Origin of the sequence: Micromonospora sp. NPDC047465 (assembly GCF_040643125.1) — a bacterium.
GTDB lineage: Bacteria > Actinomycetota > Actinomycetes > Mycobacteriales > Micromonosporaceae > Micromonospora.
The window spans coordinates 72,363-89,851 of sequence record NZ_JBEYTP010000031.1 but is presented as its reverse complement, the minus strand read 5'-3'; the positions used below and the strand labels follow the sequence as shown (position 1 = coordinate 89,851).

General features: G+C 75.0%; 19 protein-coding genes and 1 pseudogene. 7 read left to right on the top strand and 13 right to left on the bottom strand.

Features of this window, described 5'->3' with window-relative positions:
* Positions 1-194 precede the first annotated feature (194 nt).
* The 3 genes and pseudogenes from ABZ793_RS24950 to ABZ793_RS24940 form a co-directional block, all read right to left on the bottom strand.
* The gene (locus ABZ793_RS24950; protein ID WP_357461527.1) at positions 195-902 is read right to left on the bottom strand and encodes a hypothetical protein; all 708 of its coding nucleotides are present in this window, start codon (positions 900-902) and stop codon (positions 195-197) included.
* Between the two features lie 327 nt (positions 903-1,229).
* Positions 1,230-2,350, bottom strand: a pseudogene (locus ABZ793_RS24945) (DUF3626 domain-containing protein).
* Positions 2,351-2,531: 181 nt separating this feature from the next.
* Positions 2,532-3,008, bottom strand: a complete 477-nt coding sequence (locus tag ABZ793_RS24940) for a VOC family protein (RefSeq protein ID WP_357461524.1) — start codon at positions 3,006-3,008, stop codon at positions 2,532-2,534.
* Between the two features lie 108 nt (positions 3,009-3,116).
* Between ABZ793_RS24940 and ABZ793_RS24935 the strand changes: the two genes are divergently transcribed.
* Entirely contained in the window at positions 3,117-3,299 is a 183-nt protein-coding gene (locus ABZ793_RS24935) for a hypothetical protein (RefSeq protein ID WP_357461521.1), read from the top strand.
* Complete coding sequence (locus ABZ793_RS24930) at positions 3,296-4,234, top strand: sensor histidine kinase (RefSeq protein WP_357461518.1); 939 nt, start codon at positions 3,296-3,298, stop codon at positions 4,232-4,234. The genes ABZ793_RS24935 and ABZ793_RS24930 overlap by 4 nt, the downstream gene beginning before the upstream one ends.
* A 112-nt stretch (positions 4,235-4,346) precedes the next feature.
* On the opposite strand, the gene ABZ793_RS24925 is transcribed toward ABZ793_RS24930, so the two are convergent.
* Together ABZ793_RS24925 and ABZ793_RS24920 are read right to left on the bottom strand one after the other, a co-directional pair.
* Positions 4,347-4,976, bottom strand: a complete 630-nt coding sequence (locus tag ABZ793_RS24925; RefSeq protein ID WP_357461515.1) for an MBL fold metallo-hydrolase — start codon at positions 4,974-4,976, stop codon at positions 4,347-4,349.
* Positions 4,976-6,061, bottom strand: a complete 1,086-nt coding sequence (locus ABZ793_RS24920; RefSeq protein WP_357461512.1) for an S-(hydroxymethyl)mycothiol dehydrogenase — start codon at positions 6,059-6,061, stop codon at positions 4,976-4,978. The genes ABZ793_RS24925 and ABZ793_RS24920 overlap by 1 nt, the downstream gene beginning before the upstream one ends.
* Before the next feature lie 191 nt (positions 6,062-6,252).
* Between ABZ793_RS24920 and ABZ793_RS24915 the strand changes: the two genes are divergently transcribed.
* Entirely contained in the window at positions 6,253-6,678 is a 426-nt protein-coding gene (locus ABZ793_RS24915) for a hypothetical protein (protein ID WP_357461510.1), read from the top strand.
* 27 nt (positions 6,679-6,705) lie between these two features.
* Here ABZ793_RS24915 and ABZ793_RS24910 read toward each other — a convergent pair whose 3' ends face one another.
* From ABZ793_RS24910 to ABZ793_RS24885, 6 genes are all read right to left on the bottom strand, one after another.
* Complete coding sequence (locus ABZ793_RS24910) at positions 6,706-8,010, bottom strand: MFS transporter (protein ID WP_357461508.1); 1,305 nt, start codon at positions 8,008-8,010, stop codon at positions 6,706-6,708.
* The gene (locus ABZ793_RS24905) at positions 8,007-8,669 is read right to left on the bottom strand and encodes a GntR family transcriptional regulator (protein ID WP_357461506.1); all 663 of its coding nucleotides are present in this window, start codon (positions 8,667-8,669) and stop codon (positions 8,007-8,009) included. Before ABZ793_RS24905 ends, ABZ793_RS24910 begins: the two co-directional genes overlap by 4 nt.
* Before the next feature lie 157 nt (positions 8,670-8,826).
* Complete coding sequence (locus ABZ793_RS24900; RefSeq protein ID WP_357461503.1) at positions 8,827-9,933, bottom strand: CapA family protein; 1,107 nt, start codon at positions 9,931-9,933, stop codon at positions 8,827-8,829.
* Positions 9,934-10,087: 154 nt separating this feature from the next.
* On the bottom strand, positions 10,088-11,065 hold the full coding sequence (locus tag ABZ793_RS24895) for an alpha/beta fold hydrolase (RefSeq protein WP_357461501.1): 978 nt from the start codon (positions 11,063-11,065) through the stop codon (positions 10,088-10,090).
* The gene (locus tag ABZ793_RS24890) at positions 11,062-11,988 is read right to left on the bottom strand and encodes an SDR family oxidoreductase (RefSeq protein ID WP_357461498.1); all 927 of its coding nucleotides are present in this window, start codon (positions 11,986-11,988) and stop codon (positions 11,062-11,064) included. The genes ABZ793_RS24895 and ABZ793_RS24890 overlap by 4 nt, the downstream gene beginning before the upstream one ends.
* Positions 11,981-13,465, bottom strand: a complete 1,485-nt coding sequence (locus ABZ793_RS24885; RefSeq protein ID WP_357461496.1) for an NAD(P)/FAD-dependent oxidoreductase — start codon at positions 13,463-13,465, stop codon at positions 11,981-11,983. The genes ABZ793_RS24890 and ABZ793_RS24885 overlap by 8 nt, the downstream gene beginning before the upstream one ends.
* Positions 13,466-13,578: 113 nt before the next feature.
* On the opposite strand from ABZ793_RS24885, the gene ABZ793_RS24880 reads away from it, so the two are divergent.
* Together ABZ793_RS24880 and ABZ793_RS24875 are read left to right on the top strand one after the other, a co-directional pair.
* Positions 13,579-14,241, top strand: a complete 663-nt coding sequence (locus tag ABZ793_RS24880; RefSeq protein WP_357461494.1) for a TetR/AcrR family transcriptional regulator — start codon at positions 13,579-13,581, stop codon at positions 14,239-14,241.
* Between the two features lie 115 nt (positions 14,242-14,356).
* Positions 14,357-15,010, top strand: coding sequence for a flavin reductase family protein (locus ABZ793_RS24875; RefSeq protein ID WP_357461491.1), 654 nt, complete (start codon positions 14,357-14,359; stop codon positions 15,008-15,010).
* A 15-nt stretch (positions 15,011-15,025) separates the two neighbouring features.
* Here ABZ793_RS24875 and ABZ793_RS24870 read toward each other — a convergent pair whose 3' ends face one another.
* Entirely contained in the window at positions 15,026-15,487 is a 462-nt protein-coding gene (locus ABZ793_RS24870) for a hypothetical protein (RefSeq protein WP_357461488.1), read from the bottom strand.
* A complete protein-coding gene (locus ABZ793_RS24865) occupies positions 15,487-15,966 on the bottom strand; it encodes a hypothetical protein (RefSeq protein ID WP_357461486.1) in 480 nt (159 codons plus the stop codon). Before ABZ793_RS24865 ends, ABZ793_RS24870 begins: the two co-directional genes overlap by 1 nt.
* A 44-nt stretch (positions 15,967-16,010) precedes the next feature.
* Between ABZ793_RS24865 and ABZ793_RS24860 the strand changes: the two genes are divergently transcribed.
* On the top strand, positions 16,011-17,018 hold the full coding sequence (locus tag ABZ793_RS24860; protein WP_357461484.1) for a WYL domain-containing protein: 1,008 nt from the start codon (positions 16,011-16,013) through the stop codon (positions 17,016-17,018).
* Between the two features lie 185 nt (positions 17,019-17,203).
* Positions 17,204-17,488: a hypothetical protein gene (locus tag ABZ793_RS24855; RefSeq protein ID WP_357461481.1), complete on the top strand. Its 285-nt coding sequence runs from the start codon at positions 17,204-17,206 to the stop codon at positions 17,486-17,488.
* Position 17,489 lies beyond the last annotated feature (1 nt).

Genomic DNA, 17,489 nt, shown 5'->3' with positions numbered 1-17,489 from the left:
GCCCGGCGCAGGGATCAAGCCTGACCGCCCGGAGCCGGGCACGGCGGGCCACACCCCCACCACCACGCACCGCAACCCAACACCCCACCCGCCAAAGGAGGCACAGCGCCGGCAGAGCGCGCCGCAGCAGACGCAACCGGCCGGCCCCTGAAATCGGGACCGGCCGGTCGGGTCATGCGGTTGTCACGCGGTCGTCACCAGAGCTGGGCGACGATGTCCGCCGCCTGCTCCTCCCACTGCGCGTACGCGAACGGGTAGGCCGAGACCTGCACCGTCTGTGCGGCGGAGGTCAGCGGCAGGTCCTGCCAGCCGCCGACGTTCTTGAGCGCCTCGAAGAACGCCCGCGAGGCGTACTCGGGGTCGGTGATCTGGTCGGGCGAACCCCAACCCGACGACGGACGCTGCTGGAACAGGCCCTGCGAGTCGTGGTCGTTGTACGCGCCCAGGTGGCCGAGGTTGTAGAGCTTCGACTCCTGCAGCGACGTCGCGATGCCGATGACGGCGCCCCGCTCACCCACGCCGGTCTCCTTGGCCTCCTCGATGATGGCCTTGGCGTTGGCGAGCTGCGCGTCGTCGAGCGGGATGCGCGACTGGGCACCCTGCACGCCGTGCGGGATCAGCTCGTCCCGGGCGGGCTTGTCGGCGACCGGCTTGGCCGTCTCGCCGCCGGTGGTCAGGGCCGACTCCTCGCTGGGGGCCAACTTGCCCTGGCCGGTGGCCTGCTCGATCGCGGCCACGGCGCCCTCGTGCGGCGTGCTGGTGACAGGTGCGGCCACGGCCGTCGGCCCGAATGCCAGGCCGCCGAGGGCGGCGACACCCACGACGCTCAGCGCGATCTTGCGGTTCGAGTCCTTCGAGTCCTTCGCGATGGCCGGGAGCCACCGAGTGAAGTCGTACTTCACGATGGTTGCCCTTTCGGTCAGGCGAAGCGCTCCGTGCTGAGCGCTCCTCGGGGGAACTTCCGCGCCGGAGGAGGTTTCGGTTCCGGCGGTACGGGGGACACAACCAGCTTGACCTGTCGGGCATTCCGGATATGAGCCGGTGGTGGCGTGCTGCGGTCCCTGTCACTCGGCACGCGGGACGGGCGAGAACACTCCCCTGCCGTCGGCGTGGGAAAGGATGAACCGGACGATCGACCCAGGCCGGCCGAGTCCGGGCCGGGACAGCCGGGGCACGCTCACCGCGAGGCCGGACCGGTGAGGGCCGGCACGGTGCCGGACCGGATCGGCTCAGGCGGCGTGGGGCGCGCCGAACCGGACGAGGACGTGCCAGAGCTGCTTGAGGTGCTGGAGGGTGACCTCGGCCGGCCCCCGATCGGCCCAGCGGGACGGCTCGGTGACCACGGAGACCGCCGCGCGCCCGATCAGGGCGGCGTCGACCGGATCGCCCGGCCGGGCGAACTCGGCGTGCACCCGGGCGGCCAGCGGGGGGATGGCCGGCCCCCGGAAGTCGGGGTCGATCCGGTCGACGGGAAGCGCGAAGCCGGCGTGCCAGTGCAGGGCGACGCCGTGCCGACGGGCCAGCGCGTCGAGGGTCTCGCCGGCCTCGGTGCCCCGGAAGGACGGTCCACGACCACCGCCTCCACGTCCCGGGCCAGGCTCAACTCCCCGTGGATCTGGGCCTCGATGTAGTCGTCGAGGGCGCGACCCGCGGAGCCGGGGGCCCACGCGGCCTCCTCGCGGCGGCGCAGCAGCGCCCGGACCAGGGCCACCACGTCCCCCGGCACGCCCAGGCTCACCCCGGTGCTGTCGGTCGCCGTGAGCAGGGCCGCCAGCACCGGCTCGAAGGCGTCGACGGTGCCCAGGTCGCGGGGGCCCAGGTGACTGTCACCGAAGCAGAACGTCGCCCGGGCGAGCACCTCGGGACGCAGCCGCAGGTGGCAGGAGCCGAACCGGGGGCTGGCACCGTCCGGGTGGTCGAGCAGGTTCAGGCCGCCGTACTTCGGCCGGTCCGTCGGGGGCACGCCGGGCACCTGGTAGGCGCCGCCGAAGAGCGTCTCCTCCCAGCGGTCCCGGTCGCCCCCGGGGAAGGCGGTCAGCCCGCCGTTGGAGATGCCGGTCTCGAACTGGCTGCGGTAGACGCCCTCGGCGGCGAGGGCCGACGCGACCGTACGCCCGTCGGCGCACAGCCGGTCCGGGTGAAAGTTGAGGGTGAGGCGGCCGTGCCGGCCGACCGCGGCGATCAGGCGCTCCGGCAGGTGGGTCACGCCCGAGCCCGCGAGCGCGCGGGCGATGACGGCCAGGGCGGCGGGGCGGTCGCGCAGCGCCGCCGCGCGGACGTGCCCGATCGCCGCGCGCTGGGCGGGGCTCAGTGCCGCGTCGACGGCGGCCGGACCGGCCGTGGGGTGCATGGCTGCGAATACTTCCCGCGCGCGAGCCGGGACGCACCCGATTTTCGGTGCCGGCCGGAGCTGGGTCGTGCGGCGGCGGCAGCCGGTCACCGACCTGTCCGGCCCCGGCCGACGGTTCCGCCCTTCCGCCCGCGCCGTCGTTGCCGGCCACGGTCCGAACGGACCGGCAAACGCCTTTCGGTCACTCCTCGCGCGCCCGGTCGGTGCCGAAGCCGTCGAGGGTCGCCCGCTCGTCCGCGCCGAGCAGTTCCTGGAAGAGCGTGATCTGCAGGCCGGCCGGGGCGTCGAGGCGCGCGTTGAGCGACTGCCACGGGGTCACGGTCGGCGGGGCGATCTCGGTGGCGCCGGCGGAGACCAGGCGGCGGGTGGCGGACCGGCTGTCGTCCACCTCGAACGCCACCCTGATCTTAGGGGCGACCTGCCGCCCGACCTCGACCTCGTCGATCATCCGTTTCTGCGCCGGGTTGGCGATCTCCAGCGTCGCCCGGCCGGCGTCGAGGATCACCACCCGCGCGTCGCCCTCCCCCGTGAAGGCGGCCTGCTCGGGCAGGCCCAGCGCGTCACGGAAGAACCCGACCGCCGCCTCGTAGTCCTCGGCCTCCACGACCAGACGAAGCTGGCGTACGGCGGGTGGGCGGCCGGCGTCGTCCGTCGTCATGCCGGCAGAGCCTAGTCGGTCACGGTGCGCCGGGCGCCTACGGTTCACCCGCTGGGCCGGTACCGAAACCGGGGATTACAGTGGGAGCGCCGACCGGAAGGCAGGGAATTGACTGTTGGTGCGGTGGTCGACCAGGCCGCCCTGGGGGACCACGTCTGGTGGGCCGACGACGACGAGACCGACGCGCTCGCCGCCGTCGGCCGCTTCGTCACCCCCCGTCCCCGCCACGGTCGGGCCGCCGCAGACTCCCCGGACACGTCGGGCCCGTACCCGGTGGGACGGGCGGCATGACCGGGCCGGGCGGCACAGCGGGCGCTTTCGTGCACGAGGGCCTCTTCTACCGCGGCCCGGACGAGCTGTTGGCGGGCACGGTGCCGTTCATCACCAGCGGGTTGGCCGCCGCAGAACCGGTGCTGGTCGCGATGCCCGGCGCCAACCTGTGGCAGGTCCGCGCCGCGGTCGGCGCGATGGACGGCGTGCGCTGGGCGGACATGTCCGAGGCCGGCCGGAACCCGGGGCGGATCATCCCGTGGGTTTTGCAGGCGTTCATCGACGAGCACGCCGGCCGGCGCGTACGGATCATCGGCGAGCCGATCTGGGCCGGGCGCAGCGACACCGAGTATCCGGCCTGCGCCCAGCACGAGGCGCTGATCAACATGGCGTTCGCCGGCCGCGACGCCACCATCCTCTGCCCGTACGACGTGGCGGGCCTCGACGACGACGTGCTGACCGACGCGTGCGCCACGCACCCGGTGCTCGTCGACGGCGCGGGGCGGCGGTCGAGCGGGGCGTACGCCCCGTCGGAGGTGGTCGCCCGCTACAACCTCCCGCTGCCGGCACCGGCGGAACCGGTCGCGGCACTGGCCTACCAGGTCGACAGCCTGCCCGCCGTGCGCGCGTTCGTCGCCGGCCACGGCCGGGTTGCCGGGCTGGACGAGGACCGGGTGGCCGACCTGCAGATCGCGGTGACGGAGCTGGCCACGAACAGCATCGCGCACGCCGGGGGCGCGGGCGTGCTGCGGGTCTGGCGGACCGCCGAGCACCTGGTCTGCGAGATCCACGACGACGGCTGGCTGGCCGACCCGCTGGCCGGCCGGTTGACTCCGGCGAAGGACGGCGTCGGCGGTCGGGGCCTGGTGATCGTGCAGGCGCTCTGCGACCTGGTCCGGGTGCACAGCACCGCCGTCGGCACGACGGTCCGCCTGCACATCCGCCGCCCGCTCTGACCGACGCCGACGCTCCTCCCCCGCCCGCCGGGTGGGCGGCGTCGCCCGGACCGGGCCGGCGGGTCCGGTCCGGGCGACGGGCTGACCGTGGCCGGCCCGCCGGCCCGCGCGGTCAGTGCCCTCGGGCCAGCCACTCGTCCAGGTGCGGGGCCTCCGCGCCGATGGTGGTGCTGTCGCCGTGCCCGGTGTGCACCACCGTCTCGGGCGGCAGGGTGAGCAGCCGGTCCCGGATCGAGGCGACGATCGTGCCGAAGTCGCTGTACGAGCGCCCCGTGGCGCCGGGCCCGCCGGCGAAGAGCGTGTCGCCGGTGAACACCACGCCGAGCGCCGGGGCGTGGAAGCTGCACGCGCCGGGGCTGTGGCCGGGAGTGTGCAGGACGGTCAGCGCGACGCCGGCCACCTCGACGGTCTGCCCGTCACGCAGCTCCCCGCCCGGCGCCTCGTCCGGGTGCACCATGTCCCACAGCACCCGGTCGGCGGGGTGCAGCAGCACCGGCGCGCCGGTGGCCCGGGCCAGCGCCGGGGCCACCCGGACGTGGTCGTCGTGGGCGTGGGTGGCGAGGACGGCGCGCACCCGCCGGTCGCCGACGGCGGCCAGGATCGCGTCGACGTCGTGCGGGGCGTCGACGACGACGCACTCGGTGTCGTCGCCGACGATCCAGACGTTGTTGTCCACGTCGAAGGTCTGGCCGTCGAGGGAGAAGGTGCCGGAGGTGACGGCGTGGTCGATGCGGGCCGCCATCAGAGGACCACCACCGAGCGGAGCACGTCGCCGCGGTGCATCCGGGCGAACGCCTCCTCGACCCCGTCCAGCGCGATCTCCTCGGTGACGAACGCGTCCAGGTCGAGGCGGCCCTGCAGGTAGAGCTCGGTGAGCATCGGGAAGTCCCGGCTGGGCAGGCAGTCGCCGTACCAGCTCGACTTCAGCGAGCCGCCGCGGCCGAACACGTCCAACAGCGGCACGTCGACCGTCATCTCCGGCGTCGGCACGCCCACCAGCACCACCGTGCCGGCCAGGTCGCGGGCGTAGAAGGCCTGCTTCCAGGTCTCCGGGCGGCCCACCGCGTCGATCACCACGTCGGCGCCGAAGCCGCCGGTCGCGGCGCGGATCGCCTCGACCGCGTCGTCCTCGCGGGCGTTGACGGTGTGCGTGGCGCCGAACTTGCGGGCCCAGTCGAGCTTGCGGGGGTCGGTGTCCACCGCGATGATCGTCGTCGCGCCGGCCAGCGCCGCGCCGGCGACCGCCGCGTCCCCGACGCCGCCGCAGCCGATCACGGCCACCGAGTCACCCCGGGTGACCCCGCCGGTGTTCATGGCGGCGCCGAGACCGGCCATCACGCCGCAACCGAGCAGCCCGACGGCGGCGGGCCGGGCGGCCGGGTCCACCTTCGTGCACTGGCCGGCGTGGACCAGCGTCTTCTCGGCGAAGGCGCCGATACCGAGCGCCGGGGCGAGTTCGGTGCCGTCGGTCAGGGTCATCTTCTGGGACGCGTTGTGGGTGGCGAAGCAGTACCACGGTCGGCCCCGGCGGCAGGCGCGGCACACCCCGCAGACGGCCCGCCAGTTGAGCACCACGAAGTCGCCGGGCGCGACGCCGTCGACGCCGGCCCCGACCTCCTCGACGATGCCGGCGGCCTCGTGCCCGAGCAGGAACGGGTAGTCGTCGTTGATGCCGCCCTCGCGGTAGTGCAGGTCGGTGTGGCAGACCCCGCAGGACAGGATCCGCACGACCGCCTCGCCGGGCCCCGGGTCCGGCACCACGATCGTCGTCACCTCGACCGGCGCGCCCTTGCTGCGGGAGATGACTCCCCTGACCTGTTGGCTCACGATTTCCTCCTGCTCCACGCCGGCGCGCCGCGCCGCCGTCATCCAGGGTGCGCTGCGACGGCACCGTGGGGTGACGTCCCCTCGGCGACGCTACCGCTGATCATCCGTCGTCCCAACGCCAGGTCGGGCGGTTATCGCCTCGTGGGCGGGGTAGGCGGGGGCACAGTTCGACGGTGGGACGGGAGTGCGCCATGAAGGTCAGTCATCTGCCGCTGCGGGTCAGCACCGGCGCGTTCATCCTCAACTCCGGCCTCGGCAAGCGGAGCCTGGAGGGGGAGGCGGCGCAGGGCATGCACGGGATGGCCGTCGGCGCCATCCCGCAGCTCGGGCAGCTCGATCCGAACCGGTTCGCCCGGCTGCTCTCCCGGGCCGAGGTCGCCCTGGGCGCGGTGCTGCTCGCGCCGTTCGTCCCGTCGGCGCTCGCGGGGCTGGGGCTGGCCGCGTTCGGCGCGGGGCTGGTGCAGCTCTACCTCAAGACGCCGGGCATGCGCGAGCCCGGCAGCCTGAGGCCCACCCAGCAGGGCATCGGCCTGGCCAAGGACGTCTGGCTGCTCGGGGCCGGCCTGACCCTGGTGCTCGACGACCTGACCCTCCGCCGCCGGCTCCGCCGACGGTGAGGCGGGCCGGGCCCGCCCGCGCCGGGCTCAGGGCGTGGCCGGGGTACGCGCCCGCGCGGCGGCCTCCCGACGGGTGGCGTTGCGGTAGCGCAGGACCTGCACCGCGCCGAGCGCCCAGAGGGCGTACTGCACGGCGAAGGCCCAGCGGAAGGCGGCCAGGTCCGGGGCGGCCCGACCGGCCGGCGTGGCCAGGTCGAGCACCACGCCGACGGCCAGCACCAGCACGATGGAGGCGAGGAAGCCCCCGACATTGACCACGCCACTGGCGCTGCCGATCCGGTTGACCGGGTTGGCGGTGCGCGCGTAGTCGAAGCCGATCATGGAGCCGGGGCCGTTGACGGCCAGCACCAGCACCAGCGTGACCAGCAGCCAGCCCGGCGCGCGTCCCGGCCAGGCCAGCACGACGGCCCAGACCGCGGCGGTGGCGCCGGTGATCACGAAGACCAGCACCGACCGGTGGAACGGGTGCCGGGCGCACAGGTGCGCGATCACCGGCCCGGTCAGGAACATGGCGACGGTCATCAGGGTGAGCAGCGACGCGGCGGCCGTGGGGCTGAGTCCCTGCCCCTGCACCAGGAACGGGTATCCCCAGAGCAGGGCGAACACGGAGCCGGAGAACTGGGTGACGAAGTGCGTCCAGAGGCCCAGCCGGGTGCCCGGCTCGGCCCAGGCGGCCCGCAGCTTCCGGCGCACGGCGGCGAGGTCGGGTGCCGGGCCGGGAGCGGTCTCCCCGTGCGGGGTGTCCCGGACGGCAACCACGATCATCAGGAGCACCGTCGCCCCCACCGCCGCGACGGCGAGGAAGGCGGGAGTCCAGCCGGCCCGGTGCAGCAGCGCCACCAGCGGTACGGCGCCGAGGATCGCCCCGAGCTGCCCGAGCGTCCCGGTGAGCTGGGTCATCATCGGGTTGCGTCGCCCCGGGAACCAGAACGCCACGATCCGCAGCACGCTGATGAAGGTCATCGCGTCGCCGAGCCCGACCAGGACGCGGGCGGCCACGGCGAGGCGTACGTCGGTGGCGAGGGCGAAGCAGACCTGCCCGGCGACCATCAGCGCGCCGCCGGCGATGAGCAGCCGCCGGGAGCCGAACCGGTCGAGCAGCACGCCGACCGGCACCTGCATCAGCGCGTACACGGCGAGCTGGGCGACGGAGAAGGTGGCCAGCACCGAGGAGTTGATCTCGAAGCGGTGCGCCGCGTCGACCCCGGTGACGCCCAGCGAACTGCGGTGGAACACCGCGGCCACGTACGCGCTCACCGCCACGCCCCAGACCAGCGCGGCGGCACGGCGCGGCGCGACCGGCGCGGGCGCCGGGGTGGTCAGGACGGTCACGGCAGCGTCCGCAGCACGTCCGCGGCCTTGTCGATGTGCGCGGCGACGGCGGCGAGCCAGGGCCCGGGGTCGTCGGAGTCGAGCGCGGCGAGCTGGGCGGCGTGCTCGGTCAGTGCCGTCTCGGCCCAGCCGGGCGAGAGCCGGAAGCTGGCCTCCCCCATCCGCAGCTGCCGGTCGCGCAGCCGCTGGTACAGCTCGGCGAGGATCTCGTTGCCGGCCGCGTCGACCACGATGGCGTGGAAGGCGCGGTCGGCCTCCATCAGCGCGGTCACGTCGCCGGCGGCGTGCGCGGCGCGCATCTCGGCCAGCCGGGCGGCGAGCCCCTCCCGCAGTGCCGCCCGGCGGGGCCAGATCCGCTCGGCGGCGTGCAGCTCGACCAGTCGCCGCGCCTCGATCACGTCGGTGATCTCCCGGGCCGAGACCGGGCGGATCAGCGCGCCCCGCTTCGGATAGAGCTTGACCAGCCCCTCGGCCTCCAGGCGCAGCAGCGCCTCCCGGACCGGCGTGCGGGACACCCCGGCGGCCTCGGCGATCTCCCCCTCGCTGACCAGCGAACCGCCCGGGTGGATCTGCTCCAGGATCGCCCGCTTGAGGTGGCGGTACGCGCGTTCGGCGGCCGACGGCGCGGCGACCCGACGGGACGGGGAGGGATGCGTCATGTATCTATGATGCGCCCCTGGCATCGGCGCGATCGATCGCCCGTCCGCCGGGTGGCGCACGCCACGGTCGGCGCGGGCCACGGCCGGGACGGGCGACCGTCGGCGCGGGGTAACGGCCAGGCCCGGCGGTCGGCGCGGGTCCCCGTCGGGCGGGCCGTCAGCGCGGGTGCAGGGCCAGCAGCCCGTCGGGATCCACGTCGAACCCGGAGGCGAACGGCGGGCCGAAGCCGCCCAGCAGGTCCGCGAGCCAGCGGGCGTCCCCGGGCGCGGCCCGCTCCAGCCGCATCCGGCGCATCCGCACCGGGGCCGCCCGCAGCCGACGCAGCGCCCCGGTCGCCGCGTCGAGGGTGGGCAGCCAGAGCAGCCGCAGCTCCGGCCGGTACGCCTCCTGCCCGCCGATCCCCTCGTAGTCGTCGACCAGGTCGCCGCAGCCGTAGAGGACCAGCCGGTCGCGGTACACCTCGACCGGTCGCGGGTGGTGCGACGAGTGGCCGTGCACCACGTCCACCCCCGCGTCGACCAGCCGGTGGGCGAAGTCGACGTGCTCGGGCGGCACGTCGTACCCCCAGTTGGAGCCCCAGTGCACGGAGACCAGCACCCGGTCCCCCGGCCCCGCCACGGCGGCGATCCGGCCGGCCAGCGCGGCGGCCGACGCGGCGGAGACCTCCGGCAGGTACGCCACCCCGGGCGCGTCGGCGGTGGCCGCCCAGGGCGGGGGCACGCCGCTGGACGGGGCGGCCACCGACCAGACCAGCAGGCGGCGGCCCGCGGCGAGCGGCACCCGGGCGGGCGCCCAGGCCGACGCCTCGTCCCGGCCCGCGCCGGCGGTGGCGATGCCCGTGCCGGCCAGCGCGTCGAGGGTGTCGGTGAGGCCGACCTCGCCGAAGTCGAGGGTGTGGTTGTTGGCCAGCGCGCAGACGTCGAGCCGGGCCGCGGCGAGGCAGGGCAGGTTCGCCGGGTGCATCCGGTAGTGGATCGCCTTGGCCGGATCGTGTGCGCCCCGGCCGGTCACCGCCGTCTCCAGGTTGACCACCCGCGCGTCCGGCCGGAGCGCGTCGAGCAGGTCGAGCGCGTCGCCCCACGGCCAGGCCGGTGGCGCCGGGCGCGGGACCGGGCCGGCGGCGGCCTCGGCCAGGCCGACGTAGCCGCGCGCGTCCCGGACGGCGGGTTCGCGCAGCTCGGGCGGGCCCGGTGCGGGCAGGATCGCGTCCACGCCCCGGCCGGTCATCACGTCGCCGCCGAGGAAGAGGGTCACGTCGGGCATCCCACCCGCTTTCCCCGCCGGGCCCTCCGCTCACCCCGCCGGCCCGACGCGCTCGACGGCCCCACCTCCGAGGATGTGGCCGAGCGCGGGGACGCCCGGTCGGGGTCGGCCTCGGCCCGGAGGCGAACCGACCCCGGACGGGACGGGTTGTACGTCAGCCTGCCTCCGCGACCACCGGTCGGTCCACGGCGGGCGGGGCGACGCCCCCGGGCGGCGCGTCGTCACCGGGCGGGACAGCGCCCCCGGGCGGGGCGTGGTCGCCGGCCGCCACGGCGGCCTCCGTTCCCGCCGTGGACCAGAAGTCGACGAGCAGGCGGTGGAACTCCTCAGCGCACTCGATCTGCGGCATGTGCCCGCAGTTCCGGAACAGGTGGGTGCGGGCCCTGGGGAGCCGCGCCCGGGCGGCGTCGAGGTGCGACGCCGGGAGGATCAGGTCCCGGTCGCCCCAGACGACGAAGGTGGGGATGTCCAGCCGCTCCACCTCCGACAGCAACTCCTCCCGCCACTGCGCGCTCACGCCCCGGAACGTGCCGAGGTGGTGGGCGGTCTCCAGCATCACCCGGGCCGTGTACGGCAGGCGGGCGACCTCCAGGGCGTACGCGATGCGTTCGGCGGTGGCGAAGGCCGGGTCGTGGAACAGGGACAGCTCGGCGCGGCGGGCGGACCACCGGCGGGGCCGCAACAGCAGCCGGCCCAGCGGGCGCAGCGCGAGCAGGCGCAGCGCGATGGTCACCTCCCGGCCGAAGCCGGCGCTGTTGACCAGCGTCAGGCTGGCCACCCGGTCCGGCTCGGACGCCGCGAGGCGCATGGCGATCGCGCCGCCGAGGGAGTTGCCGACCACGTGCGCGGGTTGGTCGACGCCGACGGCGTCGAGGTAGCGGCCGACGAACCCGGCCAGCGCCGGCAGGGTGCAGGGCTGCGCCATCGGCAGCGAGCCGCCGTAGCCGGGCAGGTCGACGCTGTGCACCCGGAACCGGTCGGCGAGCAGCTCGTGCAGCTCGGTGAAGTCGCGCAGGGTGCGGCCGATGCCGTGCAGCAGCACCACCGGGGGCCCGTCGCCGTCGACGCGGTGGCACACCCGCCGGCCGTCGACGGTGACGTGCCGGGGCCGGCGCGCGGCCGGGGCGGTCACGCCGGCTCCCCGGCCGGGTCGGCCACGGGGGCCGCCTCGGGTCGCCGTTGCGCCGGGACGGACGGCGTGGCCGTGGCGCGGCGCGCGGGACCGCCCGCCACCCGGTCGAGCCCGAACGCCAGGACCCGGTGGTACGACGCCGGCGCCACCCGGGCCAGCAGGTCGGGCAGCTTCGCCGACCAGCCGATCAGCACCCGGCCCCGGCGGCGTTCCACCCCGCGCAGGATCACCTCGGCGGCCTTGGCGGGGTCGACGGTGAGCAGCCGCTCGAACTGCCGGAGGCCCGTCTCGAACTCCTCGGCGGAGACGCCGCTGCCCACCCGGGCGTTCTGCGCGATCCGGGTGCGGATGCCGCCCGGGTGCACGGAGGTCACCCCGATCCCGTCGTCGGCCAGCTCGTGGCGCAGCGCCTCGGTGAAGCCGCGGACGGCGAACTTGCTGGCCGAGTAGGCGGCCTGCCCGGCCGGGGCGATGACCCCGAAGATGCTGGAGACGTTGACCAGGTGCGCGCCGGGCTCCGCCCGCAGCGTGGACAGCAGGGCGTGGGTCAGCTGCACCACGGCCCGGAAGTTGACGTCGACGACCCAGCTGAACTCGTCGAGGGTCACCTGGTCGAACCGGCCGCCCAGCGCCACCCCGGCGTTGTTGACCAGCAGCCGGATCGCCGGATGCCGCTGCCGGACCTCCTCGGCCACCCGCGCCGTCGCGGCGGCGTCCGCCAGGTCGACCAGGTAGGTGGTGACCTGCCGGTCGGGGTGCGCGGCGCGGACGGCCGCGACCACGGCGTCGAGCCGCCCGGCGTCGCGGTCGAGCAGCACCAGGTCGCTGCCCCGGCGGGCCAGCCCGTGGGCGAGGGCCTCGCCGATCCCGCTGGCGGCGCCCGTGACGACTGCCGTGCCGCCCGTGAAGACGAACCTACGCACGGACGGTCCTCCTTTCCGGTGTGCCGGCGGGGGAGAACCGCACGCCGGAGTCGGTGAGTCGGCCGTGCCGCATCAGCAGCACGTCCCGGGGGTAGTTCTGGTACAGCCGCCACGGCGCCCGGTCGCCCTGCTTCGGCAGGGCGTCGACGCTGCGCAGCACGTACCCGGCCGTCAGGTCGATTATGGGCCGCAACTCGCCGTCGGGGGGCGGCAGCGGGGTGACGACCTGCTGGCCGGTGCGGTCCAGGTGCCGCAGCAGCCGGCAGACGTAGGTGGCCACCAGGTCGGCCTTCAGCGTCCACGAGGCGTTGGTGTAGCCGATGGTCATCGCGAAGTTCGGCACCCCGGAGAGCATCATGCCCTTGTAGGCGACGGTGCCGGCCAGGTCGACCTCGACGCCGTCCACGGCCAGGGTCATGCCGCCGAGGGCGAGCAGGTTGAGCCCGGTGGCGGTGACCACGACGTCGGCCTCCAACTCCGCGCCGGAGGAGAGCCGGACGCCCCGCTCGGTGAAGGTGTCGACGGTGTCGGTGACCACCGACGCCCGGCCCCTCTTCACCGCGGTGAACAGGTCGCCGTCGGGCACCACGCACAGCCGCTGGTCCCACGGGTCGTAGCGGGGCGAGAAGTGCCGGTCGACGTCGTAGCCGGCCGGCAGCCGGCCCCGGGCGGCGCGCAGCAGCAGCTTCCTCACCAGGGCGGGGGCGCGCCGACTGAGCTGGAAGTTGGCGGTGGCGAGCAGGACGTTCTTCCAGCGCACCAGCGGATACGCGGCCTTCGCCGGCAGCCAGCGCCGCAGCGCGTCGGCGACGACGTCGCGCGAGGGCAGCGCCATGACGTACGTGGGTGAGCGCTGGAGCATGGTCACGTGGGCGGCGCGCTCGGCCATCGCGGGCACCAGGGTCACCGCCGTGGCGCCGCTGCCGATCACCACCACCCGCTTGCCGGCGTGGTCGAGGTCCTCGGGCCAGTGCTGCGGGTGCACGATCCGCCCCGCGTACCGCTCGGTGCCGGGGAACTGCGGGGCGTAGCCGGCGTCGTAGCGGTAGTAGCCCGAGCAGGTGAACAGGAACGAGCAGGTCAGCTCGACCGTCTCGGCGGTGTCGTCGCGGTGGGCGTGCACCGTCCAGCGGGCCCGCCCGCTGTCCCACTCGGCGCGCACGACGCGGTGCCGGAAGCGGATGTGGTCGGTGACGCCGTGCTCCTGCGCGGTCCGGCGGACGTAGTCGCGGATGGCGTCGCCGTCGGCGATGGCCTTCGGGTCCGTCCACGGCCGGAACGAGTAGCCGAGGGTGAACATGTCGGAGTCGGAGCGGACGCCGGGGTAGCGGAACAGGTCCCAGGTGCCGCCGATCGCGTCGCGGGCCTCCAGCACCGCGTACGTCTTCTCCGGACAGTGGCGGCGCAGGTGGCAGGCGGCACCGACGCCGGACAGGCCGGCACCGACGACGAGCACGTCGACGTGGTCCGTGGCCATCTCGTCTCCCGTCCGCGGATGTGACACCGGACACTAGCCACGGCCGTCGACGCCAGTCAACACCCTGTCGAGTCCCGTCGACACCGTGTCGATCCGGTGTAGAGTCAGCGGCCATGACGCCCGCCCGTACGGCAGCCGGGAGCGCCACCGCGCGCGGACGCCGCAGGGCGCGGTCGGCGGGGGACGAACGCGAGTCGGCCATCCTGGCCACCGCCGAGCGGCTGCTGCGGCAGCGGGCCGTCGCCGACGTCTCCGTCGACGACCTGGCGCGGGGCGCGGGCATCTCCCGGCCCACCTTCTACTTCTACTTCCCCTCGAAGGACGCGGTGCTGCTGACGCTGCTGGACCGGGTCACCGAGGAGGCCGACGCCGCGGCCGGCGACGTGCTGGAGCGGCTGGCCGAGGATCCGCGGGCGCGCTGGCGGGAGCTGATCGACCGGTTCCACGAGACGTTCGGCGCCCACCGGGCGGTGGTGCTGGCCTGCGCGCAGGTGCGCGGCACCAACGCCGAGGTGCGCCGGCTGTGGGCGAGCGTGCTGGAACGCTGGGTGCAGGCGATCGAGACCGCGATCGAGGCCGAGCGCCGCCGCGGCGCGGCCCCCGACGGCGTGCCGGCCCGCGACCTGGCCATCGCGCTCAACTCGATGAACGAGCGCGTCTGGTACGCCACGTTCGCCGGCGACGGGCCGGCCGTGGCCGAGCGGGACGTGGTCGACGTGCTGCTCGACGTCTGGCTGGCCGCGATCTACCGCAGCACCGCTCCCCCGCCGACCTGACCCCGCCGGGCGGCTTCCGCCCAGGTGGTCGAGCGCGACGTCCGATTGCCGCCAGCATCGGCCGGATGGCGGGCGCAGAGTCGTGGGCGGGGCCGCCGCCGTGGCCCCGCCCACGATGAAAGGCGGAAGTGTGCACGTGGTTCCCGGTCTGAAGGTGCTCTACTTCGGAACTCCGGTGGTCCTGGTCAGCTCGCGCAACCCGGACGGCACGGCGAATCTCGCGCCGATGTCGTCGGCGTGGTGGCTGGGGCAGCACGCCATGCTCGGGCTCGGCGACAGCGGCCGGACCACCGCCAACCTGCTGCGCGAACGCGAGTGCGTGCTCAACCTGCCGTCCTCGGCGATGGCCGACGCGGTCGACCGGATCGCGCTCACCACGGGCCGGCCGGACGTGCCGGCGCACAAGCTGCGCCAGGGCTACCGGTACGAGCCGGACAAGTTCGCCGTGGCCGGGCTGACCGCGCAGCCCTCGGAGCTGGTCCAGGCACCCCGGGTCGCGGAGTGCCCGGTCCAGCTGGAGTGCCGGGTGATCGCGGCCCACCCCTTCGCCGGGGCCGGCGTACGGGCCACCGCCTTCCAGGTCGAGGTGCTGCGCGCGTACGTCGAGGAGGAACTGGTCATCCCCGGGACGAGCCACGTGGACCCGCTGCGCTGGGACCCGCTGATCATGAAGTTCTGCGAGTTCTTCGGCGGCGGGCACAACGTGCACCCGTCCCGGCTCGCCGAGGGCTGGGAGATGCCCCACCGGCTCGGCGTCGCCGCCGGTTGAGCCCGCCGGGCCCGGTCAGCCGCCCGGCCTCCGGGTGAAGTCCATCGTCCAGTTGGTCTCCCAGGTGCGCCCGCCGTCGGTGGAGAACGCCTGCTCCCAGCGGCAGGAGGTCGCGGTGACCCCCGACCAGACGAACCGGCACCGGATCGGCCGGCCCTCGTCGACGTCGTCGGCGAAGAACGTGCCGACGCCGTCGGTGAACCGGCCCACCACCGGCGGCAGCTCCAGCACCCCGCGCCGGCTGTTCATCCAGTAGATCGACCAGGTGCCGGCGGCCGGGTCGAGGATCCGCACGGTGGCGCCGGAGAAGCCCCGGGTGGGAAAGGTGATCTCGTCGAAGCTGCCGGCGCCGCCGAAGAAACTGCCGGCCACGGAGACGCCGGGAAACTCGTCCCAGTCGTCGCTGCCGACGTGCCGCTCGCGCAGGCGCCGGTTGGCCACGTCCCAGGTGCCGACGAGGAAGTCGAAGTCACCCATCAGCGGCCCACCGGCCCCTCGGCGCGGGTGTCGGCGAGCCAGCCGGCGAGGTCCGGGCGCTCCGGCGCCAGCACGTGCCGGGCCCAGGCGGCCCGCTCGTGTTCCAGCACGCCCAGCTCCCAGACGCAGCCCGCCCACGGGCGGGCCAGGTCGACGAAGCGGGTGGGGTCGTCGTCCGGGCAGTCCAGGGCGGGCTGGCCGGCCGCCGCGATGCGCACCTCGACCACGTTGTCCCAGACCCAGCTGTACGCCAGCAGGTACGCCCCCGTGTCGGCGCCCCGGTGCAGCACCACCCAGCCCGCCGACGGGGTGTCGTCGCCGTCGCGGGCCGGCAGCAGGCGGGGCAGCACCGCGTACGCGGCCCGTTCCACCTCCGGCTCGATCCGCCGTTCCGGTTGGTCGACGTGGTAGCGCTTGAGTTGACGGCCGGCGACCGTGAGAGGTCCCGGCACCCGCAGTTCCTTGTCGCGAAATGCCATGCCGGGACGGTACGGACACTTCACTGACAGCTAGTGTCAGCGGAGTGCGGGCCAGTCGACTCCTCTCCCTGCTGATGCTGCTCCAGGCCCACGGGCGGATGACCGCGGCGCAGCTCGCCGAGCGGCTGGAGGTGTCCACCCGCACCGTCTACCGGGACGTCGAGTCGCTGCACGCGGCCGGCATCCCGCTCTACGGCGAGGCGGGGCACGCCGGCGGCTACCAGCTCGTCGAGGGCTGGCGTACGCGGCTGACCGGGCTGACCGCGCAGGAGGCGGAGCGACTCTTCCTCGCCGGCCTGCCCGGGCCCGCCGCGGAGCTGGGTTACGGGGCGGCGGTGGCCGCGCTCCAGCTCAAGCTGCACGCCGCGCTCCCGCCCGAGCTGGCCGACCGGGCCGCGCGGATCCAGGAACGGTTCCACCTGGACACCCCCAACTGGTACGCGGACGGCGACGCCTCGCCGCACCTGCCGGAGGTGGCCGAGGCGGTCTGGCGGCAGCGGCGGATCGCGGTGCGCTACCGCAGCTGGGCCGGGGAGGTCGACCGGGTGCTGGAGCCCTACGGGCTGGTCCTCAAGGGCGGCCGGTGGTACGCGGTCGCCGCCCGACGCGGCCGGGACGAGCCGGCCACCTACCGCGTCAACCAGGTCCTGTCGCTGACCACGCTGGACGAGGGGTTCGCCCGGCCGGCCGGGTTCGACCTGCCCGCCTGGTGGCGGGCGCACGTGGTGCGGTTCCGGGCCCACCTGCACCGCGACGACGCCACGGTCCGGCTCTCCGCACGGGGCCGGGAGCGGCTGCGGGAGATCGGGAGCGAGCTGGTGGTGGCGTCCGTCGACGCCACCGCCGGGCCACCCGACGAGGCCGGCTGGGTGACGGCCGTCATCCCGATCGAGTCGCTCACCCACGCGCACGGCGACCTGCTGCGGCTCGGCGCGGACGTGGAGGTGCTGGCCCCGGCCGCGCTGCGTGAGCGGCTCGCCGCCACCGCCGCCGACCTCGCCGCCCTCTACGCCCCGCGCCCCGTTCCCGAGGTGTCGTCGCCGCCCTCCTGACCTTCCGACCGCGTCCGGCGGCCTGACAACGGCGCGGCGGGGGCCCGACAGGCCCCGCCGCGACGACAATCCGACACCCTGCGGCGATCCTTCGACCACTCGGCGTATTGCCTGCCGGTCGGTGGAGTCGTTGAGTGGGCAGGGGAAGGCTTCGACCACCGCGTCAGCAGGCCCGGGAGGCGATCGTGGGGCTCATCCAGATCGAGGGCACGGCCGAGGTGCTGCGCGGGCTGCGCGGCATGGCCGGGCTCGACCTGATCGACCCGAGCGCCGCGTCACTGGGCGCGGACCGCTACCGCATCTCGGCGTACGCGTCGGAGGAGCTGATCCCCGAGTTGGAGGCGCGCGGCGCCCAGGTGCGGGTGATGATGTCGTCCGGCCAGTTCGACGCCTTCCATGCCGAGGTCGCGCAGCACCTCGCCCCACCGCCGGAGGCGTCGGCCCCGCCGGAGAGCACCGGGGAGCGCTGAG